Origin of the sequence: Bradyrhizobium sp. (assembly GCF_050014615.1) — a bacterium.
Taxonomy (GTDB): domain Bacteria; phylum Pseudomonadota; class Alphaproteobacteria; order Rhizobiales; family Xanthobacteraceae; genus Bradyrhizobium.
The window spans coordinates 1-23,586 of the sequence record NZ_JBEKCZ010000069.1; the positions used below are offsets into that span (position 1 = coordinate 1).

The window sequence follows — 23,586 nt, forward strand, 5'->3', positions numbered from 1 at the left end:
ATACTTTCAACGATACCTATTCAAAATATCTCGGGATAACCACGCACAGCATCCAGGCCCTCGACCCGAATGTACGAATAGGCATCACCAACTGGGCGGAGTTCGATGTCCAGCTCAACGGATTGCAATCTTCGCAATCCGCGGACAGCCAATCCGGAGCACTGGTGGCGCAGGGCGTCGGCTTTGGCGACGTCGTGCTGCGAACCAAGATGAACCTGTTCGGCAACGATGACGGCCCGGTGGGCCTCGCCATCATTCCCTATGTCAAGTTGCCTTCCTCGGCTCCCGTCATCAGCAACGGGGCCGTCGAGGGCGGTCTGATCGCGCCGCTCGCCTTGCGCCTGCCCCAGGATTACCTCGTCACCCTGATGACCGAAGTGGATGCGCTGAAGGATGACCAGAACCACCGGGAGGCGAACTTCGTCAATCTCGCCGGCGTCAGCCATCCGATTCCCGGTGTCGAAGGCGCCAACGCCATGGTCGAGCTGTTTTCTTCCGTGGGCACCGACCGGACAGCACCGCCGATCTACACCTTCGATCTCGGCATGAACTTCCGGCTGGATCAACATACGATCGTCGATGTCGGATTGAACCTTGGCCTCAACAACGCCGCGCCGAAAGTACAGATTTATACCGGGATATCGGCCCGATTCTGAAGCGGCACGGCCGCTATCGGCTCATGCCGCCGCGCAATGCTGGGCGACGATGCCGGCGATGGAGCGCATCACGGGCGCGTCGCGGCCGCTGGCGACGGTGACGGCCAGTTCGATGGGCTCGAGTTCCGGCAATCCCCTGGGCTGAACCATCGCGAGCGCCCTGCGCTCACCCAGCCGCGCCGGCAACGCGGCATATCCCAGGCCGGCTTCGACCGCGGCCGCGACCGCCGAAAAGCTCCGCGCCTCGCAGGCGAGATACCACTCGCGCCGGGCCAGCCCCAACCCTCGCACCGCCTGCTGGCGATAGGCGCAGCCCTCGGCAAACGCGACCAGCGGAAAGGGTGACGACGTGTCGTCAGGTGCGAACCGCGTATTGGCGCCGCGAAACCAGCGCATGGTCTCCGATCCGATCGATGAGCCGGCTTCGCTGGAGGGCAATCGCTTGAAGAAGGCGAGATCGAGACGGCCGTCCTCCACGTCGTCGATCAGCCGCGCCGAGAGGTCGCAGCGCACCTCCAAATTCACGGCCGGATGCCAGGCGCGGATTGTTCGCAAGATGAGGGGAAAATCCCGTTCCAGAAAATCGGCCGGCATCCCGATCCTGATCCGCGCGCCTGAAACGGGCTGGCGAACCGATGCCACCGCCCGCTCGTTGAGTTCAATGATCTGCCTGGCATGCGCGACCAGCGTCTCTCCCCGCGCGGTCAGCCTGACCATGCGTCCACGTCCCCGTTCGATCACGGGATGGCCGACCAGAACCTCGAGCCGGGCAATCCGAAGGCTGATCGCCGATTGCGTGCGCCCGAGGCGCTCGGCGGCCCGCGAAAAGCTCCTGGCGTCGGCGATGGCGACCAGCGATCGAAGGGTGTCGATATCGAATGTGGTGGACATGGTGGCTCCGGACAGCCGATGCGCGATCGGCGCGGGGTGACCGCGCCGGGCATCTAAATGAGATTTATCTATCAGGGTATTTCAAAAATCAATTTTCAGGGCCGTAACGCGCCGGGCTATTGCTGCATTGTTCGCGCCGGCCACCGGCCGCGACCGCAAATGATTTTGCCGAAGGGCAACGGCAAGGATAAGGGCAAGGATAAGGGTAAGGCACGGCATGAAGCGTCGCAATGTTCTCAAAATGAGTCTCGGCGCCACCACCGCCGTTCTGACCGCACCGGCGACGGCACAGTCCGAAAAGGCCGAACCGGAAGCGGCGGCCCCGGCCTGTTTGCCGTGGCCGGCGCCGCGTCCCGGCGGCGCCGGAGCCGCCGGGTTGCTCGGACATTGCCGTATCGGCACCGGGCCGGCTGTCTGCGTGGTGCTGCACGAATGGCTCGGCGATCACGTCAACTGGGAGCCGACGCTCTCCTACTTCGATCCCGGCCGCCATACCCTGTTGTTTGTCGATCTGAGGGGGTATGGCTGGTCGCGCGGCATGGCCGGCCGCTTCGAACTCGGCGAAGCCACCGATGACGTTTTGCGCCTGACGGAACAGTTGCAGATCTGGCGTTTTCACCTCGTCGGCCACTCGATGTCGGGCTTGATCGCCCAGCAGATCGCGCTGCAGGCGCCGCAGCGAATCCAGAGCGTGACGCTGTTTTCGCCGGTGCCCCCGACCGGGTTTCACGCCGACGATGCCGCGATGCGCGCCCTCAACGCGGTGGTCGATGAGGACGACGCCGCGTCGCGCGCCATCGGCTCCCGGACCAGCAATCGCTACGGACCGGGCTGGCTGCGGCGCAAGCTCGCCATCGCCAGGGGCGCCGCCACATCAGAGGCGATGCGCGGCTATCTCAAAATGTTCACGACATCCGCGATCGCCGACCCGGGCAGGCTGACGGCGCCGCTGCACGTCGTCAGCGGTGCTCAGGATATTCCGTTCTACCGCAACGAGGCCTTCCGCAGCGCATTCGCGGCCGCCTATCCCCACGCCACGTTCGAGATCATCGACGACGCGGGCCACTACACGATGCTGGAGACCCCGGTTCGTGTGGCGAGCATTATCGAAAAACACGTGGCCGCCGCAACGTAGTGCAGAGCGCTTGACCGGTCCGCATTCATCGCGCGGATGATCCCGGGTGCCACGACAGATCGTCAGACAGCACATATATCATGATCGCCGACAAACACAGCACGACCCCGATCCAGAACATCGGGGAATGATGGATACGTCGCCAGTCGCGCGGAGCCGCTGTGGGTTTCATTGGGTCACCTCGTCGGCCTGCAATATCCAGCGCAAGTCGCCGCGGGTCAATCGACGCAGCGGCCGGCTTTGACGGGGACATTTCTGACGGTCTTTGCGCTCCCGGCCGATGTCAGCGAAGCGACTCACCAAATGGTGTTCGCGAAAAGGCCCAGGCGGGGTTGCTGGGCGACCAGAATGGTCGGCGGTCCAACGCGGCTCTTCGCAACAGTCCTGCCCGCGACCATCCTGCGTTTGGGCGGCAGCTTGGTTTCGGGCTTTTTGGGCTCGGATGTTTGCAACAGTGCGGGTGTCTGCAATTGTGCAAAGGCGTCGCGCATGCGCACGGGCGCCGCGGCGTCGGCGACCATTGCCGGAGCACTCGCTTCCGCCGTCCTGACTGGCGCGGCCGTGACCGTCGGCAGGCTGGTATCGAACTCCACGCGCTCCGGCCACTTCCGATCGGAGTGAATCCGGATCACTGAAACTCCCGTCGCGGTATTCGCCGCCGTGTTGGTCGCATTTGCGCGATCCGCGACCGGCAATTTCGGAAGATACGCGTCGACAACGAACAACAGCGCGAGCAGCGCTGCGCCGACAAAGAGAAAATATCGCAGCAGGGGCATTTCAGCGTCGCTCCCATCCGCGCCAGCGTGCGGACTACAGGCTTAACTGGGGATGATACAATTCGTTCCAAGCCCCGCCGCGCCGACGTAACAACGAAGTTACCGCTTCACTACCGCGTGAAGCCAAATGCGCTAGATACGGTTGGCGGCGACCAGCGTGCATTTCGCCGCGCTGGCATTGACGTTGACAAAGCCGATGTGCATCCGGGCAAACGTTTTTCGGCTCTTCATATTGACGGTGTCATGGATCAAGCGCGCGCGGTCGGTCAAATGGCTGCCGTCCGGGCGGGCGAAGGCGCAGGAAATCTCGATATCCCCGACCGCGTAGTCGTTGCCATTGCGCAGCGTGAAGGTGACCAGGGCGTTCGATCCCAGCCCGCCCCTGCGCCATGATTGCGATGAAATTTTCAACCCGTCGACCGGCGCCCTTTGTTCCGGCGCGATCGCCTCGGAGGTCGCTGGATCGAACGAGAAACCCCTGGTCGCGGGATCCGCCGCCGGCCCCGGCCCGGTTAAGGCCGTTGCGAGAAGTACCGGCTCACTTTCGGCAGGTTTGCTGGCATAGCCGGATAGCAGTATCCATGCCCCTAGTCCGGCGACCAGGACAGCCGGCAGCCAGACAAAGCTGAAATATCCTGTGCGCAGGGTCCCGGATCGCCGCCAAAAATGGCCGCTGCCAAGCCCGCTATTCTCAGGCCTTGTAATTCCAGGCCCCGTAATTCCGCTCAATTCGAAACGGTCAAGTCCGCTGTTCATGGCCATGCCACCGTTTGCGACGAAACCGACCTCGACTGATTGCGCCGCACCGCAAAAAGCCGCACGGGCATTACACCGCACGGCTCCTGACACGACTGCCGATTGCGCGGTTCCGCCGCTATTCACTCAATCCACGAGGCCGGGAATGGTTGCGTATCGCCGTAACAATATTGGACACAAAGGATGATTGGAGATGATTGGCGGACCTTCGGGGCCTCAGGGGTACCCATCCCATGGGTATGGCCATGCCAGGAGGCCGCCGCTAAAATTTGACTGGCGCGATCGAACTATCGCATTCAAGACAAACTATCGCTTTCAAGACAATATGTCGCGACCAGCGACCCCTGACAGCCAAATCCTTACAGCCAAGTGGAGACCAACGATGCCGACAGTGACGTGGGACCATATTCATCTGCGCAGTCCCGATCCGGAGGCGATGGCCGCCTGGCTTGAAAGCATTCTGGGCGGCGAGATCATCCGCGGCCCCGGGCGCATCGACGTCAAGCTCGGCGGCGCCAATGTGTTCATCGCACCGGTCGCGGCGGGTGACGGCGTCCACACGCCGCCGGTGACGCCCTATCAGGGGCTCGATCATTTCGGACTGACGGTAAAAGACATCGATGCGGTGGCTGCCGAGATCAAGGCCAAGGGTGTCGAATTCACCAAGGAGCCGACCACCATTCGACCGGGCGTGCGGATCTGCTTCATTCGTGGGCCGCAGGGCATCTCGATCGAGCTTTTGGAGCGCGACAGGAAATATGCCTGAGGAAAGGCGGCGCGGCCCTGCCGCCGGGTGGTAATTTAGGCTGCCAAAGGCGGGTTCCACCTGGCTGAAATGCCCCGAAAATGACTGATGTCATTTCGCGTCACTCCGCACAGCCGGATTCCCGCCATTTGCGCCCGGCACGCCACCCGCGGTCAACCTGCCGCGTTGACGCTGCGTGGCCCGCTTTGGCATAACAGCAAGCCGGCTCCGCCCCTAAACGGAGCTCGCACCGGGGCCTCATGAAGAACGGTTTGTATTCGATCCACGTCAGCCTGCAGGATGGCCGTTCCGGCAAGGGCAGCGGCGTGGTCATATTCCGGGATGGCAAGATCCTCGGCGGCGATGCCTATCTGTTTTACACCGGCAGCTACACGACCAAGGGCGATACCTTCAAGGGCGAGGTTCTGGTCCAGCGCCATACCAGCAGCCCTGACGCCAATCCGCTGTTCGGCGGGCCCAGTCCGGTCGGCATCGGCGTCTCCGGCACCTTCACCGACACCGCCGGCGTCATGAACGGAACCGCGCTGGTCGGCAAGGCCAGCCAGATCTTCAAGGCGACGCTGCGCCGGCTGGCCGAGACCGAATAGCATTTTCAAGCAAAGCTTCTTGCCGCGCCGGATCAGTCATTCGGCGGCCTGCTCCAGCGGCGCAACGCGGGGAAGGATGATCTGGATTCGCGTGCCGCCGCCCGGCTCGGAATCGAGATCGAGCCGGCCGCCCAGGCGGTTGGTCACGATACTGTAGACGATATGCAGACCGAGCCCGGTGCCGCCCTGATCGCGGCGCGTGGTGAAGAACGGATCGAAGGCGCGGCGCCGGACATCGAGACTCATGCCGCAGCCATTGTCGGAGAAAATGATCTCGACATTGTCCTTGCCGGACTCCCGCACCTTGATATCGACCGAGCCGGGCTCGCCGTCCGGAAAGGCATGCGCCACCGCGTTGAGGAACAGGTTGGTGAGCACCTGGCCGTAGGGGCCGGGATAAGAGTTCATGGTCAGATTGGGCTGGCAGTCGACCGCGAGCGTCAGATGATGTTTTCGCAGACCCGGCCGCAGGCTCATGACGACCTGCTCGGTCAGATCGCCGAGGTCGAAAGTCCGCTGGTCCGAATAGTTGCGATCGGCGGCGACCTGCTTGAACGAGGTGATCAGTTCGGCCGCGCGATTGAGATTGGCCACCAGTTGGGAGGACGCATCGCGGCTGGTTTCGATAAATTCATTGAGGCTCGATCGCCTGAGATCGCCGCGCTCCACCTCATTGGCGAACAAAGCCGTCTTGCGCTCCAGCGACGAGGCCACCGTCAGGCTGATGCCGACGGGGTTGTTGACCTCATGGGCGACGCCGGCCACCAGCCGCCCCAGCGCGGCGAGCTTCTCGGCCTCGATCAGCGAGTTCTGGGTTTCCCGCAAATTACGCAACGCGGCTTCGGCGGCATCCTTCGCCTGGCGCATTTCCTGTTCGCCGCGCTTGCGCTCGCCGATGTCGAGCGCCACCGAGACGATGCTCTCGACCTCGCCATCGGCGTCGAGCAGCGGAAGCTTGTTCACCAGCCAATGCCGCAAATTGCCGAAAGAATCGAGATACTCTTCCTCGTAGAATCCGAGTTCCCTGCCCGCCGTCAGCACCCGATTGTCATTTTCGTCGGCCTTTTGCGCGCCATAACGTGACATCAGATCGCTGGTGGTGCGACCGATCGCGTCCGCGGGCTCGATCCCGAAAATGCCGGCCATGTAGCGGTTCATCAGGACATAGCGCAGTTGCCTGTCCTTGACGTTGATCACCGCCGGCACGGTGTCGATCACCTGCTGCAACAGCCGCCGGCCCTCGGCGATCGCATCCTCGGCGCGTTTCTGATCGGTGATGTCGCGCAACGTCCCTTCGTAGCGGATGACGCCGCCGGCTTCGTCGCGCACCACCGTGGCGCTGTCGGAAAGCCAGAGGATGGCGCCCCCACGCTGCCGCACCTGATATTCGAACTCGCGCACCATGCCGTCGCGCTGCATCAGAAACTGATATTGCTCGCGCGCCGCCGGATCGACATAGATGGTGTGCGCGATATCGGTGGTGTAACGGATCAGCTCCTCCGGAGTGTCATATCCCATCATCCGCGCCAGCGCCGGATTGGCATTGAGCAGCAGGCCAGCCGGCGTCGTCACATAAATCCCGTCGACCGAACCTTCGAACAGCTTGCGATAGCTCTCCTCGGCCAGCCGCTGTTCGGCCAGAGCATGAATCGCAGCCTCGCGCGCGGTGTCGGCATCGACCAGCGAACGGCGGAACACCTCGGCGGCGCGGGCGATGTCACCGATCTCGTTTTTCACATCGGTCGCGGGGATCGATGCATTCTTCTCACCCCCGGCGAGCGCGCGGATGGCTTTCGCGATCGCTTTCAGCGGACGAACGGTCCAGCGCACCACGAACAGCGCCGCCGCAAGCCCGATAAGAACGCCGGCGCAACCGAGAATGATGCTTTGCCATTTATCGTGGGTCAGCGTTCTGGCGAAATCATTGGCCAGCAGACGCCCGCGATTGGCACTGAGGTCCCGCAACAAATCCGTCACGCGGCCGATCATTTGTCCTTCGGTACCCAGCACTTCCTTGTCAAGCTCGGCAATCTGGGCTTCGGTTCCCGAAATAGAAACAATGGCGTCCGCATACGCATCGGTCGCGGCGCGAAGCGCGGGATCATCGATCGCAAGCGACCGCATGCCGCGCGCCGACTGCTCGGCGGACGCCGGATCATGCGCCAGCAAGGCCGCGGCAATCTGATTTTGCGCCCGGAACAGGCTTCTGGCAGTGGCCCGGTCAGGCACTTCGGCGATCGCCGTCTCGAACCGTTCGCGAATGGGCGGCAGGGCCTCGATCAGTTCCGCGCGGCGCGCAATCAACGCCGTGACGCGCTCCATTCCATTGCGGTAGTTGGCGAGCCGCTGCGTAACGCCGTCGATCATCTCCTGTTGCTCAGGAGCAAGCTGCAGCCGCGTTTTCTTCAATAGCGCGCTCAACGATGAAGCGGCTTCCCAGGCCTGGCTGGACGGCGCCGCCGGATCGGTGACGAAGTCGCGCGCCGCCAGCCGCAATTCGTTGGTACGGCGGTCGATTTCCTCGGCCACATCGCCAAGGTTCTGAAGGTGCTGCAGTTCGGCAAAGGTCGCGTCGATGTGGTGGATCGAGACCACGCTGGCGACACTGGTAATCACGATCATCGCCAACAGCAGCATGAAGCTGGCAAAGGTGAGTTGCCCGATCGAAAGCGAGAGCGAGCGTATCCGTCGGACGATTGCGGCAAGGGCCATGGGGTGTCGGAACCGGCTCGGGAAAGTCGGCTTTTATACGCCGGAATCGACCCCTGAGGGAACCTGCCCGCACAGCCCTGGCGCCGCCGGGCCAATTGCCTCGATACACGGCCAACGAGGGCCCGGGGGTCTGGAAATCAATCCGCCGGAATACCCGCGTCCCTGACCACCTTGGCCCACAGCGCGATGTCGGATTTGATGATATCGGCGAACTGCTGCAGCGGCGCGCTCTTGGTCTCGCATCCGGCAAGGTCGAGCTTCTGCTGCACGTCCACTGTCGCCAGCGCGGCTTCCAGCGCCTTGCTGATGCGATCGACGATCGGCTGCGGCGTGCCTGCCGGCACCACAATCCCGAACCACGGCGTCACCTGCGCCTCGGCAAAACCCTGCTCCGCCATCGTCGGCACGTCGGGGAAATATTTCGAGCGGCCGTCATTGATCGCGGCGATGATCCGGATGGTGCCGGTCTGCGCCTGCGCCAGCGCCTGGTTGGCCGACAGGAAGGTCGACGTGATCAGGCCGCTCGAGATATCCGCCGCCATCTGCGGATAGCCGCGATAGCCGACAGCGATGACGTCGATGCCGGCCAGCCGCTTGAACAGTTCAAACCCGAGATGCCCGGTCGATCCCTTGCCCGGATGGCCGTAATTCAGCTGGCCCGGCTTCGCCCTCGCGAGCGCGACATACTCCGCCACATTCTTCACCGGCAGCGACGCCGGGACGATGAAGAAATTCGGGGCCCGGCACATCTGCCCGATCGGAATGAAGTCGCGCACCGGATCCCAGCGCAAGGTGATATTGAGCGACGGGCTGGTGGTGAAGAATGTCGTCACGATCAACCAGGTGTAGCCATCCGGCGACGCGCGCGCGACGTCCTCGGCGGCGATCGAACCGTTGGCGCCGGATTTGGATTCGAGAATGATCGAGGCGTTCCATTGCGCGGCCATGTTCTGGGTGACGATGCGCCCGAACACGTCGACCACGCTTCCGGCCGAATAGGGGATCACGACGCGCACCGGCCGGTTGGGAAAGCTCTCCTGCGCCGATCCGGCGCCGGACAGAGCCAGCGCCGTCAGCCACGCAGCCATGATCGCGCCGATGCGCGATATCTTCATGGTGCGTGTCTCCATGGTGCGCGCCCTGCCCCGTGACCGTTTTACGGCGCTTCGTAACGGAAATCACACCGCGCCGACTTCAAACACCTCGCCGTCATAGCCGGCCTCGCGCGGAATACGAAGCTGCCGGCCGCCGTTGAGCTTTGTCATGACCGGCATCACCGTCACGACCGGCTTGCCCCTGGCATCGTCGAGCGCCGCGCTCACGCTGGTCTGCTTGCCAAGCTTGATCAGGTTGCGCGTGGTCGGAAACGGCAGCTTGAACCGCCCGCTTTCGCCGCCCGCCAGCGCCTCGCGTGGTGACAGCCAGATCGAATCCGTGGATTCCCGGCCGTCGTGGGCGCCGACCTGCTCCGGCGGGGCGGCGGCGAGAAAGAACCAGGTGTCGAATCGCTTCGGCATGCCCTCGGGCGTGATCCAGTGCGCATAGGGCACCAGTTCGTCGAGCGCCAGCACCAGGCCGTTGTCGGCGAGAATTCCGGAAAACGTCGCCTTGCCCTCGCATAGTGCTGCGCGGTGCGCCGCCTCGATCTCGCCGGCGCGCCCGGCATCGACCAGGCTGTTCGATCCGCCGGCGCGCGCCAGCAGGATGCCGCTCTCTTCAAAAGTTTCGCGGATCGCGGCGATCCGGAAGCTCAGCGCTGATGCGTCGAGCCCCTCGCCGCCGGAATAAAGCTTAGGGTTGGCGATGATCTCCTGGTCGCCCTTGTCGACGCTGCCGCCCGGAAATACCAACGCGCCGGAGTTAAAATCGATCTCATAATGGCGCACCATCATGAAGACTTCGATCTCGCCACGTGTGACAGCGCTATCGCGCAGCAACAGGATGGTTGAAGCAGGACGCGGGGCAACGGCTTCGGTGGACATGGGCTTCGTTTCCCGATCTCGTCATAAACCATTATTTGTCGTCATTGCCTGCGACAAACGCGAAGCGTTTGCGCCAGGGAGCGAAGCGACGAAGCAATCCAATCTTTTTTTCGCAATGGATTGCTTCGCTTCGCTCGCAATGACGGTTTCAAAAACCGAAGATTCCTTCAGCCCGCAGCGCTGGATTGCGGCTGCAGGTTGGCGCGCTTGTCGACCCGGGCAACCCGCGACAGCAGATAATCCACTTCGGCCTTTGCGATGGCGGTAATGGTCGCGCCCGGCTTGCGTTGCGCGCTGGAGGCGATGATGCCGCGTTTTTGCAGCACATATTTCCGCGTCGCCAGCCCCGCGCCCGGCTGCTGCTCGTAGCGCATCAATGGCAGATGCGCGTCGAACAGATCATGGGCGGCATCGCGGCGCGCTTCTTTAGACAGCCGCACCACGTCGATCAGCAGTTCCGGAAAGGCGTAACCGGTCATTGCGCCATCGGCGCCGCGCTCCATCTCGAAGTCGAGGAACATCCCGCCATTGCCGGTGAGGATCGACAGCGGCCGCAGCGAGCCGTCCTTCTGGAAGCCGCGCAGCGCGGTAATCTTCTCCAGTCCCGGCCAGTCCTCATGCTTGAGCATCACGCAGGACGGATTGTCCATCACGATCTTCCGGATCACCGCCGGCGTGAACACCACCGACAGCGTCAGCGGATAATCCTGCAGCACCCAGGGAATGTCATCGCCGATCGCCTCGACCGCCTGCTTGAAATAGCCGATGATCTGATCGTCGGTGCGCAAATTCGACGGCGGCGCGATCATCACCCCGGCCGCGCCGGCGTCCATCGAGGCGCGCGCCAGCGAGCGCATGGTGGCGAATCCCGGCGCGGAGACGCCGACAATGATCTGCATGGTCTTGGCGCGCTTCACGAAGCGTACCGCGACCTGCTCGGCCTCGGCGGCGTCGAGCTTCGGCGCCTCGCCGAGAATGCCAAGCACCGTCACACCGTCGCAGCCGACCTCGGCATAGAAGTCGGTCAGCCGGTCGATCGATTTATCGTCGATGCGGCCGTCATCATGGAACGGCGTCGGCGCAATGGCGAAGGTGCCTGCGGCTTTGTGGGTGAGTTTTGTCATTTTTGTTTGCCTCTGCTCTTTTGGTCATTCCGGGGCGATGCGTAGCATCGAGCCCGGAATCTCGAGATTCCGGGTTCGCGCTATCGCGCGCCCCGGAATGACAGTTAGATTAAAACCTTCGCGCGCCCATCTTGATTTCTTCCTCGGAGAAGAAAATCTCCTTTGCGTGCTCAACCACATCCTGCGCCTTCCATCCCGTGTGCGGCGGCTTCCAGCCCGGCTTTTCCATCATCTTCATCTCGCGCACGCCGCGCGGGCCGGAAACGCCGAGAGCCTTGCCGGTCTGGTCCCCCGAGAGATCGCTGACCATGTATAGCACAGCGGGCGCGATACCATCAGGCCCGAGCGCGGCAGCGGGGTTTTCGATATAGCGCGGCAAATCGGCGGTCATGCGGGTCAGCGCGCCCGGCACCACCGTCCAGATCCGGATATTGTATTTTCGGCCCTCGATCGCCAGTACATTGGACAGGCCCCAGATACCGCCCTTGGCCGCGCCGTAGTTGGACTGGCCGAAATTGCCGATCAGGCCCGAGGTCGAGGCGGTATTGACGATGACGCCACCGCCATTCTCGCGCATCCAGCGAAACACGGGCTGGGTGCAACAGAATGTGCCCTTCAGATGCACCTTCAGCACCTTGTCCCAGGCCGCTTCGGTGGCCTTGGCAAAGGTCTGGTCGAGCAGGATACCGGCATTGTTGACCAGAATGTCCGCGCGGCCGAAATGCTTGATGGCGTCGTCGAACACCGACTGGCCGCCGGCCATGGTCGAGATATCGGCCCCGTTGGCCACGGCGCGGCCGCCCTCCGCCAGTATAGCGTTGACCACCTTCTGCGCCATCGAGACATCGGCGCCGCTGCCGTCGCGGGGCCCGCCGAGGTCGTTGACCACGACAGCCGCGCCCTCGCGCGCGAACAGCCTGGCATAGGCCTCCCCGAGCCCGCCGCCCGCGCCGGTAATCAGCGCTACCTTGCCGTCGAGTAATCCCATGATGTTTTGCTCCTTGATTAACGTCATTCCGGGATGGTCCGCAGGACCAGACCCGGAATCTCGAGATTCCGGATTCGCGCTAACGCGCGCCCCGGAATGACGGGTAACCTCACCCCAGCACCGTCTTGCCGCTCTTGATCACCGCGACGTTGCGCGCCTTTACCCTGGCTTCGAATGAAATCACATTGCCATCCTTCCACAAATCCATCGTCACGGTTTCGCCGGGATAGACCGGCGCGGAAAACCGCGCGACGTGCTGCCGGAAGGCGGCGGGATCATAATCAGCGTAAGTCTGCAGGATACCGCGACAGGTGATGCCGTAGGTGCACATGCCGTGCAGGATCGGTTTCGGGAAGCCGGCGCGCCTGGCAAACTCTGGATCGCTGTGCAGCGGGTTGCGGTCGCCGCAGAGCCGATAGACCAGCGCCTGATCCGGCCGCGTCGAAATATCGATCGATCGGTCCGGCGCGCGGGTCGGCACCTTGTGCGGTTCGGGCTGGCCTTCGGACGGTCCGCCGAAACCGCCATCGCCGCGCGCGAAACGCGATGCCACCAGCGTCGCCAGTTCCTCGCCCTTGTCGTTGCGCAGCACGGTCTTGTGCCGGATCACCGCGCCCTTGTCCTTGCCCTTGTCGAAGACGTCGAGCACGCTGGAATCGGCGGTGATATGGGCGGCGACGGACAATGGCCGATGGAAGGTGATGTCGCGCTCGCCATCCACCACCATCACGCGGTTGAGATTCATTTCGCCGGGCCCCGCGCCCCAGGCCGCGACCGAGGCAAAGGTCGGAACCACCTTCAGCGCGCGCGGCGTGGCGGTGGCCTCGTTGACGAACGCCAGTTCCTTCTCGTCCATGGGGTCCGCGCCCATCCCGATGCCATAGGCGTAGAGCATGACCTCGCGATCGCCATAGGCGTATTTCTGGCCGAGATTTTTCAGCGCCATCAGCTCATCGTACTTGATCGGCATTTGCGGGACTTCCTCTAAACTTTTTCTTTCGTCACCCCCGCGAAGCGGGGGTCCAGTAATCACCGGCGTTTACTGGATCCCCGCCTCCGCGGGGATGACCACCTCTTGTGTGACGCACGGCACGGGCAATTACCTCACACCACCGTAAAGAACGGCAGCGGCGCGCCGTCGGTTGGCTTGAACACCACCTTGACCTTCTGGCCGATCTTCAGGCTGTCCATGTCGCAGTCGACGAAATTGGTCTGCAGCGACGGGCCTTCCTTCAGCGTGACGTAACCGATCGCGTATGGTCCGGTCGCGGATTTACGCATCAGGCTGAAGGTGTAGATCTCGCCCTCGCCCGCGCTTTCTTCCCACACCGTCTTGTCGGAAAAACAAAACGGGCAGATCGAGCGCGGAAAATAATGCGCCTCGCCACAGGAAGTGCAGCGCTTGATCAGCAATTTGCCTTGCCTGGCCGCTTCCCAGAAGGCGGCGGTTTCGGGATTGCCCTGCGGCGCCGGATATTTTTTTGCGTCAGCCATCACACACGCTCCAGAATGCAGGTCGAGGCGGCGTGGCGAACGCCGAGAAGTCCGCCGGTGCCGTGCGCGATCGCAAGATCGCAGTTCGGCACCTGCACTTTCGGATGCGCCTGGCCCCGCAGTTGCCGCACCGCTTCGATGATTTTTGTCATGCCGCCGCGGTTGACGGGATGATTGCTGCAGAGGCCGCCGCCGTCGGTATTAAACGGCAGCTTGCCGACGCCGGAAATCAGATTGCCGTCGGCAACGAACTTGCCGCCCTCGCCTTTTTTGCAGAAGCCGAGGTCCTCGAGCTGCATCAGCACCGTGATGGTGAAGCTGTCATAGATCGAGGCGTATTTGATGTCTTTCGGCGTCACGCCGGCCTCTTCGAACGCGCGCGGGCCCGACCAGACCCCGGCCGAGTAAGTCAGATTGAGATCCTTGCCGCCGCGCGGACCTTTCATCGCCTCGCCGTGGCCGATCATGCGCACCAGCGGCTTCTTCAGGCTTTTGGCGATTTCCTGCGTGGTCACGATCAGCGCGCCGCCGCCATCGGTGACGACGCAGCAGTCCATCCGGTGCAACGGATCCGAGATCATCGGCGAGTTGAGCACGTCCTCGACGGTGACGACGTCGCGCAGCATCGCGTGCTCGTTGTATTGCGCGTGATGCGACGCCGCGACCTTGATCCAGGCCAGCTGCTCGCTGGTGGTGCCGAACTCATGCATGTGACGCATGGCGCACATGCCGTAAACGTTATGCGTGGTGGCGCCGTAAGCGGCCTCGAAATCGACCTCGGCGCCGCTGGCGCGCGGCGGCATCGCGCCGGTGCGCGGCTTGCCGGCCAGCGTGATCAGCGCGATCGAACATTTGCCGGCCGCGATCGCCTCCGCGGCGTGGCCGAGATGGACCAGATAGGAACAGCCGCCGGTGTCGGTGGAGTCGAAATGGCGCACTTTCAGGCCGAGATAATCCACCATCGCCATCACCCCGCCCGGGGCGTCGCCGGCGCAGAAATAGCCGTCAATATCGGCCTTGGTCAGGCCCGCGTCTTCCAGCGCGCCTTTGGCGACTTCGGCATGAAGCTGTGCGGTGGATTTATCCGGCGCATGCCGGGTCGGATGCTCGTAAATCCCGGCAATGTAGGCCTTGCCCTTGATCGTCAAATCGTTCTCCACTGGCGTTTCTTGTTTCCAGCGGTTTTTGTGGCCTGTCGGCGTGACCTTGGCAAGCGCCGAAATATTCCGTGCGGCGAGACGGAAGCGGCCAACTCAACCTCACATCGTCGTCCCGGCGCGCGGGGACCCATCAACGATCGTCATTGCGAGCCAACGGGTCGCGCGAATGCGCGCCCGATGACAGGCTCCGCGAAGCAATCCATAGGGCAGCAAGAAAGAAAGAGTGGATTGCTTCGTCGCTGCGCTCCTCGCAATGACGTCACATAGAGCCACCTCCGCATTCTCGCGGCACGAAAGTACCCGAGTTGTTGCGGAAACCACCCTCAACTAAGAGGGCGCAGGGAATGCTTTGATATCTGTTTCGAAATTGTTCGGTAACTCCGGTTCAATCACCGAAGCGCTCACGGCTGCCAGTCCGAGTAAACGGCCTGGTGCTTTGTGATGGTCCACAGTTCGCCGGTTTCCTTCAGGCGCTTCACCCCCTCTGTCAAATAGCGGCGCACCGCCGTGGAATCCGCGTTGGCGGGGACGAGCGCCCGGACCGGATACGCCTTGTAGAACGCGCGATGGATGTCCTTGTATTGCGGCTTGTTGAGCAGCGGATCGACAATATCCGAGCTCACGATCAGGGCGTCGGTCCTACCCAACAGGATCTTGTCGAGGCTGCAGGGCACGCAATGCGTCTCGGTCACCGGAAACGGAAAGAACGACAGATGGCCGGGTTCGGTCTCAACGGCCTTGGCGTGAACCACGGTCTCGGCGTTCAGGGGAGAAAGCTTGCTGGAATAGATGACGAATTGAACCTCACCAAAATCTGCGTCCGTCAGATAGACAAGGCCCTCCGGCGCCGGGGAGCCGTCGTTCTGAATAAAGGGTATGTGGAAATCAGCGTGGCCGGCGGCGGTTTCGATAAACGACCGGGCAAACGGGCGAAGCACTATTTTGGTCGACGAATGCGTGACCCTGTCGAGGGCGCGGAGCAGGTCAACCAGCATGCCGTGGTCGCCGTCGGGGCCCGTCTCGGCGGAGATGGGTGATTCTCCGACTGAAGCAATGCGATCATACGCCTCGGCGGCAACGGCCGGGCATAGGCTGCCGACCAGAACCAGTGCCATCGCTGTCAGGCGGACCATTGGCTTTTCCCCTAACCTTCGAGGACATCGCGGATCTTGCGGGCCAGATCGAGCTTTCGATAGGGTTTTCCCAGCAACACGATCCCCGGATCGAGCCGGCCATGATGCACGATGCCATCCTCGCTGTAGCCCGAGGTGTAAAGTATCTTGACGGCGGGCCGGCTCCGGGCGACCTCGCGGCCAAGCTCTGCGCCGTTGATTCCGCCGGGCATGACGATGTCGGTGAACAGAACATCGAATGCTACCCCCCGGTCGACCAGCGCGAGCGCTTCGGCGCCGTTGCTGGCCGCGAGTGTGCGATATCCCAGGCTCTCAAGCTGTTTCATCACCGACGCGCGCACCATGTCGTCATCTTCAACCACCAGGATCGTCTCATGGCCGCTGCGCGCGGCAACTTTATGCTCTGGCTGCTCAGTACTGGCGTCAGCCTCGCCGGTGCGCGGCAGATAGATCCTGATGGTGGTGCCGTGCCCCTCCTCGCTGCCGATCGTGACGTGACCGCCCGACTGTTTGGCGAACCCATAGACCATGCTCAGGCCAAGACCCGTCCCCTTGCCGACCTGCTTGGTGGTAAAGAATGGCTCGAACACCTTGTCGCGGATCGCAACCGGAATCCCCGAGCCGTTGTCGGTCACTGAAACCAGGACATAGGATCCGGGCGTGATCTCGGGATTGGCCTTCGCGGAGGCGTCGTCCAGCACCACGTTGCTGGTTTCGATCATGAGCTTGCCGCCATCCGGCATGGCGTCGCGGGCGTTGACCGCGAGATTGAGCAACGCGGTGGAAAGTTGTGAAGGGTCGATCATCGCCGGCCAGGCATCGCGCTGCGGCGTCACCTGAATTTCGATCTGCTCGCCCAGCGTGGAACGCAGCAGCTTGACGGTTTCGGTCACCAGCGCGTTGACGTCGGTCGCACGCGGCGCCAGCATCTGCTTGCGCGCGAACGCCAGCAGCTGTCGCGTCAGGGCCGCCCCGCGGGTGGCCGCATCGTCGATCAACTTCGCTGTGGTCGCGAGTTGCGGCCGATCTGCGAGGCTTTCCCGCAGCAGTTCGGCGATGCCCATGATCACCGTGAGAATGTTGTTGAAATCATGGGCAATCCCGCCGGTGAGCTGGCCGATGGCATCCATCTTCTGGGTTTGATGCAGGCGCTCTTCCGCCTCGCGCTGTGCCGTGAGGTCCGTGGTGGTGCCGCGATAGCCCGTGAACCGCCCGGAATCGTCGAACATAGGCCGGCCGCTGGTAGAGACGTGGCGCGCGAGTTTGCCGGCATCGCGCAGCGTGTATTCGAAATTCCGGAACGGCTCGTGCCGGTCGAGCACGGCGATATGCTCGCGCCATCTCTCCTGTCCAAGCTCGCCCTGCGGCGCAAGATCGCGACGCGATTTCCCGATGATCGAGCCCCCCTCGCCGAACGAGGCGCGAAACGGATCCGACACATAGGTGAACCTGTGGTCAGGCCCCGTCTCCCAATACCAGTCCGACGCCGTTTCCGTGTAGTCACGAAACCGCTGTTCGCTGTTCTTCAGGTCCTGATAGGCGTGTTGCAGACTGGCGCACAACATATTGAACGCCTCGACCAGTTCGTCCAGCTCGTCTCCCTGCTTTGGAGATGCGCGCTGCAGGCTGAGCGGCGGAGGCGGATGCGCGAGGTCATAATGGCCAACAAAGCGGGCAATGCTCAGGAGATGCCGGGTGACCAGCTGGTGGAAGATGTAGACGATGAACAAGGAGACCAGAAAGGTCTTTGCTCCCTGAATCAACAGCAGGATCAGCGTCCGTTCCAGGAGCTCGTGGTAGATCCTGCTGAGACTCGCCTCGACGCGTACGGCGCCGAACGGCTGGGCGACCGAATCCACCACGCGGGACAGCGGAAACTCCCGGACCACGATCGAGCGGGCACCGGGTTCGCCAGCCGCCACGATCGGCGAATCCCGCGCGGTGTCGGTCTCGCGGACTTCCACGAAGGTGACGTCCGGCAAGCGCCTGATACCGGCCAGTTGCAGTTGCAGCTGGTTGGTATCCAAATTCCACAGACTTTCCGCCAGGCTGTCGGCATAGCCCTGCTGAATCTCGTCAAGCCGGGCGTCGATCGCCGCGACGTCGCGCTTATAATCGAGGTAAAGTTCCAGCGCAGTCAGGGTCAGGGTGACGGCAGAGCTGAACAGTAGAACGCTGATGAGCAGGCGAACTGCAATGCCGCCGCCGGCAGGGGCAGAGAAAAAACTGCGAACGCTTTCGAGCGCGATCGCCGGCTTGCTCTGGAAATGGTCGCTTTCCCCAATCACGTCTGTTCCCTCGTCCCGGAAGACGTCGGGGTCACTTCCGATCCCGGCCTGCTCCGGTCGACCTGCCAGCATGCCAATCAATTCATTAGCAGATTCTGGGCGCGAAATAGAACCAAATGCGCCGCTGCCTTGCGCGGACGCCGGGTGAGGACACCAAACAACACGTAAAACTACGTGGATTTGAATCGCGTCACTTCGCTGCGCTGCAACGCAACGCTGGTCGCCATCGGGGCCGAGCGGACATTCGCGGCACCGCGCAGCGAATGCGAGAAACCTACTCCGCCGCGATCTGCCGTGGCGCCGCGGGCGGACTCGCGAGATCGGCGGCGAGTTGCGCATAGCGCGCCTTGGCGTCATGCACCGATTTCTCCTTCACCGGTCCATAGCCGCGGATGCGGTCCGGCAACGACAGGAGTTCGATCGCGATATCGAGCGTCAACGGCGACAGCACGGAGAGCACGGTGGCGACGTCTTTCTCGTATCCGGCGATCAGGTCGCGCTCGAGCCTGCGATCAGCGCTGTAGCCGAAGACGTCGAAGACGGTGCCGCGCAGCCCGCGCAGGCCGGCGAGCAACTTGAACAACGGCAGCATCCAGGCGCCGAACGCGCGCTTGCCCGGCCGCCCCAGCGCGTCGGGCTTGCCGGCCAGCAGCGGCGGCGCGAGGTTGAAGCTGATCTTGAAGTCGCCGTCGAACTGGTCGCGGAGTTGTTTCTCGAACCGGCCATCGCTATAGAGCCGCGCGACTTCATACTCGTCCTTGTAGGCCAGTAGCTTGGCGTAATTGATCGCGACCGCGCGCGGCAAGGCGTCACCGAAGCCGCCGTTGAGCGCGGCATCGCGCACCCGCTTCACCAGGGCGCGATAGCGCGCGGCGAGCCCGGCGTTCTGATAGTCGGTCAGGAGCGCGCTGCGATGGGCGATAATCTCGTCCAGCGACATCGCATCCAGCGGCTTCGGCGCGATGCTCGCATCCTGGCCCTTCATCATCGCCGCCAGCCGCGCCGGATCGGCGACCGCCAGACGACCGAGCTGAAACGCCTGGGTGTTCATCTTGATGCCGACGCCGTTGATCTCGATCGCCTGCTCGATCGCGGCTGCGGTCAGCGGCAACAGTCCCTTCTGATAGGCAAAGCCCATCATCATCATGTTGGTGGCGATGGAATCGCCAAGCAGCACTTCCGCGGGCTTGGTGAAATCGAAAAACGACGAATCCTTGCGCAGCGCCGTTTCCAGCACGGCGTTGACCTTGCCGCTCTGGAAATTGAAATCGCGGTTCATGATGAAATCCGCGATCGGAATGAGATGGGTGTTGATGACGCCGTGGGTGCGGCCGGATTCGCACAGCGTGATGGTTTCCTTGGCCGCCGCCACCACTTCGTCGGCGGCGAGCACGAGATCGGCGGTGCCGGTCACGATCCGCGAACAGGTGACGTCGGCGGTATGTTCGGAGAGCCGGACATGGCTCAGCACCGCGCCGCCTTTTTGCGCCAGCCCCGACATATCCAGAATCATGCTGGCCTTGCCCTCGATATGCGCGGCCATGCCGAGCAGCGCGCCGATCGTCAGCACGCCGGTGCCGCCGACGCCGCCGACCGCGACATTGTAGGGCCGCTCCAGCGAGGGCTTTGAGGCAGGTTCCGGCAGATCGCCGATCTGGCCGAGGTCAGCCGGCGCGCGGCGGCGCAGCTTGCCGCCGTCCACGGTGACGAAGGACGGACAAAAGCCCTTCAGGCAGGAATAGTCCTTGTTGCAGGAGGATTGATTGATGGTGCGCTTGCGCCCCAGTTCGGTCTCCAGCGGCTCGACCGAAATGCAGTTCGATTGCACCGAGCAATCGCCGCAGCCTTCGCACACCGCGGGATTGATCAGCACGCGGCGCGCCGGATCTTCCATCGTGCCCCGTTTGCGGCGGCGGCGCTTTTCGGCGGCACAGGTCTGCACGAACACGATCGCGGAGGCGCCCTTGACCTGACGCAGCGTTTTCATGACCGCATCGAGCTCATCGCGGTGCGCGGTCTTGGTACCCGGCGCGATGTCGGAGGCCGGATAGGCATCGGGATTTTCCGATACCAAATAGATGTCGCGGATACCTTCGGAGTGCAGCTGGAAGGTGATCTGCTGCGGCGAGAGATCGCCATCGACATGCTGGCCGCCGGTCATCGCGGTCGCGTCATTGTAGAGGATCTTGTAGGTGATGTTGGCCTTGGAGGCGATCGCCTGGCGGATCGCAAGGCTGCCGGAGTGGAAATAGGTGCCGTCGCCGAGATTGGCGAACACGTGTTGTTCATTGGTGAAGGGCGCGACGCCGACCCAAGGCACGCCCTCGCCGCCCATATGGGTGAAGGTTTCGGTGTTGCGGTCCATCCACAGCGCCATGAAGTGGCAGCCGATGCCGGCGAAAGCGCGGCTGCCCTCGGGCACCTTGGTCGAGGTGTTGTGCGGGCAGCCGGAGCAGAAATAGGGCGTACGGGTAATCGGCGCCACCGCCTGCATCTGGCTGGCCTGACGGCCGTTGAACCAGTCGGCCTTGGCGCGCAGCATCGCCGCGATTTCGGGGTTCAGGTTGAGCCGCAGCAGCCGCTCGGTCAGCGAGCTTGCCAGCGACGCCACGCTGAGTTCCTCGGCAAAGGGCAGGAAGCGCTTGTCGTGCTCGTCCATCTTGCCGACGATGCGCGGGCGGACATCGTCGCGCCAGTTGAACAGTTCCTGCTTGACCTGGTTCTCGACGATCTCGCGACGTTCCTCGATAATGAAAATCTCTTCGAGGCCGACCGCGAATTCGCGCACGCCCTGCGGCTCCAGCGGCCACGGCATGCCGATCTTGTAAAGCCGAAGCCCGATCTTGGCGGCGACCTCGGGCGTGACGCCGAGTTCGCGCAGCGCCTGCCGGATATCCTCGTAGCTCTTGCCCGAGGCCATGATGCCGAAGCGCGCGTTCGGGGAATCCATGGTGATGCGGTTGACGTTGTTGGCGCGGGCAAAGGCAATCGCGGCAAAGCCCTTGTAGTCCTGCAGGCGGCGGTCCTGATCGTAGCGGTCATCGGGCCAGCGCAGATTGAGTCCGCCCGGCGGCATCTCGAAATCGGTGGGGATGATGAAGGGCTTCATTTCGTCGGTGAGATCGATCTCCGCCGTGGTCTCCACGGTCTCGGTGATCACCTTCATACCGACCCAGCAGCCGGAATAGCGCGACATCGCGATCCCCAGCAGTCCCATCTCGATCATTTCATGGATGCTGGAGGGATAGAGATAGGGCATCAGCGCCGAGATGAAAGCGTGGTCCGACTGATGCGGCACGGTCGAGGATTTCGCGCCGTGATCGTCGCCGGCGAGGCAAAGCACGCCGCCGTTCTTGGCCGAGCCCGCGGCATTGCCGTGGCGAAACACGTCGCCGCAACGGTCGACGCCCGGGCCCTTGCCGTACCAGATGCCGACCACGCCATCGTGCCGGGCGCCGGGCGACAGATTGAGCTGCTGCGAGCCCCAGATCGCGGTCGCCGCGAGGTCTTCATTGACGCCGGGCTGGAATTTGATGTTGTACTGCTCGAGATGCTTTCGCGCCGCCATCAGTTGCTGGTCATAGCCGCCGAGCGGCGAACCGCGGTAACCCGTCACGAAGCCCGCGGTATTGAGGCCGGCGGCGCGGTCGCGCCGGATCTGAGCCATCGGCAGGCGGACCAGCGCCTGAATACCCGTTAGAAAGACGTGGCCGGAGCCTTGGGTGTATTTCTGGTCGAGACTGATCGGACCCTGGTTGATTCCCATTCCACCCTCTTAAGCCTTTGGTCGCCCCGGCTCTTTTTAGCTAATGACGCAAACTCGTTGGCACCAGTCTATGTCGGTTTTTCCAGCGCGCGCACCACAATTCTCGGAAAGCCTGCCCGGCATTCGAAAATCGCAACTTCGTGCGGGAATAGCCCGCTTCCAATCTGGTTTGTGTCGCCACGACGCGGTATCGCGAAACGACATAACAATCCTATAATGCCGTGAAGGGCGAATAGGCGCCGGAAAGACATCCACCGATGCGGACGATTCTCACGGGTATGTTTTTTTGCTTGTTTTTGTGCAGTGCGTTCGCCGTTGGTGCGGCGCGGGCGGCCCCGCCGTCGGCCGAAATCATCGCCCATGGCAAGGCGCTCACCGAGGCGGGGGATTGCGCGAGCTGCCATACCGCCGATCCCCAAAAACCCTTCGCCGGGGGAAAACGGATCGACACGCCGTTCGGCGCGATCTATTCGCCGAACCTCACGCCGGACCTCGATACCGGCATCGGCCGCTGGAGCGACCAGGATTTCTGGCGCGCCTTGCGCCTGGGCGTGGCGCCCGACGGCTCGCGTTATTATCCCGCCTTCCCCTATGCGAATTTCACCAAGCTGACGCGCGACGACATCACGGCGATCCGGGCCTATCTCGAGACGCTGACGCCACTTCCCAACAAGGCGCCGCCGCCGCAACTGCGCTTTCCCCTGAATTTCCGGGTGGTGATGCGGGGCTGGAATTTCCTGTTCTTCCGGCCGGGCATTTTCGAGCCGGACCAGAACAAGAGCGCCGAATGGAATCGCGGCGGCTATCTGGTCGAAGGCGTCGCGCATTGCGGCGCATGCCATACGCCGAAGAACCTGTTGGGCGCCGACAAACGCGGCCAGAAATATGGCGGTGGCGCAGTCGGCGGCTGGTTTGCGCCCCGGCTCGACAGCGCCGAGCGCAGCGGGCTGAAATCGTGGAGCGCCGATGACATCGTCGAATACCTAGGGAGCGGCCGCAACGGCCGCAGCCATGCCGACGGCTTGATGGCCGAAGTCGTGGTCAATTCGACGTCAAAGATGAGCGACAGGGATATCCGCGCGATCGCGGTCTATCTGAAGGACCTGCCGGCCGGCGCGCCCGAGCCCGCCGTGTCGCCGCCCCCGCCGGCGCAGATGACTGGGGGAGAAAAGCTGTACAAGGGAGCCTGCGTCGCCTGCCATGAGATCGACGGATCCGGCGCGCCGCGTATCTATCCGCCACTGCCCGGCAACGCGAATTTGCAGTCCGCCGATCCCTTGAGCACGCTTCGCATCATCCTCGACGGCGCCGAGACCGTGACCACGCCACGCGCGCCCAACAAGGGATCAATGCCGGCCTATGCCGCGAAACT

19 protein-coding genes are annotated in these 23,586 nt (G+C 63.1%); 5 read left to right on the forward strand and 14 right to left on the reverse strand.

Annotated elements, in window-relative coordinates; translation table 11 throughout:
• On the forward strand, positions 1-656 hold a 656-nt coding region (locus tag ABR948_RS13310; RefSeq protein ID WP_428118303.1), incomplete at its 5' end, for a transporter.
• Positions 657-677: 21 nt separating this feature from the next.
• Here the strand turns inward: ABR948_RS13310 and ABR948_RS13315 are convergent.
• A complete protein-coding gene (locus tag ABR948_RS13315) occupies positions 678-1,547 on the reverse strand; it encodes a LysR substrate-binding domain-containing protein (protein WP_428118306.1) in 870 nt (289 codons plus the stop codon).
• 217 nt (positions 1,548-1,764) lie between these two features.
• Between ABR948_RS13315 and ABR948_RS13320 the strand changes: the two genes are divergently transcribed.
• Complete coding sequence (locus tag ABR948_RS13320) at positions 1,765-2,682, forward strand: alpha/beta fold hydrolase (RefSeq protein ID WP_428118309.1); 918 nt, start codon at positions 1,765-1,767, stop codon at positions 2,680-2,682.
• A 296-nt stretch (positions 2,683-2,978) separates the two neighbouring features.
• On the opposite strand, the gene ABR948_RS13325 is transcribed toward ABR948_RS13320, so the two are convergent.
• Positions 2,979-3,458 carry a hypothetical protein gene (locus tag ABR948_RS13325; RefSeq protein WP_428118312.1) on the reverse strand — a complete coding sequence of 160 codons (480 nt, stop codon included), beginning with the start codon at positions 3,456-3,458 and terminating at the stop codon, positions 2,979-2,981.
• A 132-nt stretch (positions 3,459-3,590) separates the two neighbouring features.
• On the reverse strand, positions 3,591-4,214 hold the full coding sequence (locus ABR948_RS13330) for a hypothetical protein (RefSeq protein WP_428118315.1): 624 nt from the start codon (positions 4,212-4,214) through the stop codon (positions 3,591-3,593).
• Between the two features lie 382 nt (positions 4,215-4,596).
• On the opposite strand from ABR948_RS13330, the gene ABR948_RS13335 reads away from it, so the two are divergent.
• Positions 4,597-4,980: a VOC family protein gene (locus ABR948_RS13335; RefSeq protein WP_428118317.1), complete on the forward strand. Its 384-nt coding sequence runs from the start codon at positions 4,597-4,599 to the stop codon at positions 4,978-4,980.
• 239 nt (positions 4,981-5,219) lie between these two features.
• The gene (locus ABR948_RS13340; protein WP_428118320.1) at positions 5,220-5,567 is read left to right on the forward strand and encodes a GrlR family regulatory protein; all 348 of its coding nucleotides are present in this window, start codon (positions 5,220-5,222) and stop codon (positions 5,565-5,567) included.
• Positions 5,568-5,603: 36 nt separating this feature from the next.
• On the opposite strand, the gene ABR948_RS13345 is transcribed toward ABR948_RS13340, so the two are convergent.
• The 11 genes from ABR948_RS13345 to ABR948_RS13395 all read right to left on the reverse strand — a co-directional run bounded on the left by ABR948_RS13345 (position 5,604) and on the right by ABR948_RS13395 (position 22,214).
• Positions 5,604-8,279, reverse strand: a complete 2,676-nt coding sequence (locus ABR948_RS13345) for a PAS domain S-box protein (protein ID WP_428118322.1) — start codon at positions 8,277-8,279, stop codon at positions 5,604-5,606.
• 137 nt (positions 8,280-8,416) lie between these two features.
• Entirely contained in the window at positions 8,417-9,394 is a 978-nt protein-coding gene (locus ABR948_RS13350) for a Bug family tripartite tricarboxylate transporter substrate binding protein (protein ID WP_428118324.1), read from the reverse strand.
• 63 nt (positions 9,395-9,457) lie between these two features.
• On the reverse strand, positions 9,458-10,261 hold the full coding sequence (locus tag ABR948_RS13355) for an NUDIX hydrolase (protein WP_428118327.1): 804 nt from the start codon (positions 10,259-10,261) through the stop codon (positions 9,458-9,460).
• A 167-nt stretch (positions 10,262-10,428) separates the two neighbouring features.
• Positions 10,429-11,385, reverse strand: a complete 957-nt coding sequence (locus ABR948_RS13360) for a dihydrodipicolinate synthase family protein (RefSeq protein WP_428118329.1) — start codon at positions 11,383-11,385, stop codon at positions 10,429-10,431.
• Positions 11,386-11,494: 109 nt separating this feature from the next.
• A complete protein-coding gene (locus ABR948_RS13365; RefSeq protein ID WP_428118348.1) occupies positions 11,495-12,373 on the reverse strand; it encodes an SDR family oxidoreductase in 879 nt (292 codons plus the stop codon).
• Between the two features lie 109 nt (positions 12,374-12,482).
• Entirely contained in the window at positions 12,483-13,343 is an 861-nt protein-coding gene (locus ABR948_RS13370) for a MaoC/PaaZ C-terminal domain-containing protein (RefSeq protein WP_428118332.1), read from the reverse strand.
• A 134-nt stretch (positions 13,344-13,477) separates the two neighbouring features.
• On the reverse strand, positions 13,478-13,867 hold the full coding sequence (locus ABR948_RS13375) for a Zn-ribbon domain-containing OB-fold protein (protein WP_428118334.1): 390 nt from the start codon (positions 13,865-13,867) through the stop codon (positions 13,478-13,480).
• Complete coding sequence (locus ABR948_RS13380; RefSeq protein ID WP_428118350.1) at positions 13,867-15,015, reverse strand: thiolase family protein; 1,149 nt, start codon at positions 15,013-15,015, stop codon at positions 13,867-13,869. Before ABR948_RS13380 ends, ABR948_RS13375 begins: the two co-directional genes overlap by 1 nt.
• Before the next feature lie 413 nt (positions 15,016-15,428).
• On the reverse strand, positions 15,429-16,160 hold the full coding sequence (locus ABR948_RS13385; RefSeq protein ID WP_428118337.1) for a hypothetical protein: 732 nt from the start codon (positions 16,158-16,160) through the stop codon (positions 15,429-15,431).
• Positions 16,161-16,171: 11 nt separating this feature from the next.
• Positions 16,172-18,520: an ATP-binding protein gene (locus ABR948_RS13390; protein ID WP_428118340.1), complete on the reverse strand. Its 2,349-nt coding sequence runs from the start codon at positions 18,518-18,520 to the stop codon at positions 16,172-16,174.
• 202 nt (positions 18,521-18,722) lie between these two features.
• Positions 18,723-22,214, reverse strand: a complete 3,492-nt coding sequence (locus ABR948_RS13395; protein ID WP_428118342.1) for an indolepyruvate ferredoxin oxidoreductase family protein — start codon at positions 22,212-22,214, stop codon at positions 18,723-18,725.
• Between the two features lie 257 nt (positions 22,215-22,471).
• Here ABR948_RS13395 and ABR948_RS13400 point away from each other — a divergent pair.
• A partial coding sequence (locus ABR948_RS13400) for a c-type cytochrome (RefSeq protein ID WP_428118345.1) occupies positions 22,472-23,586 on the forward strand: 1,115 nt, incomplete at its 3' end.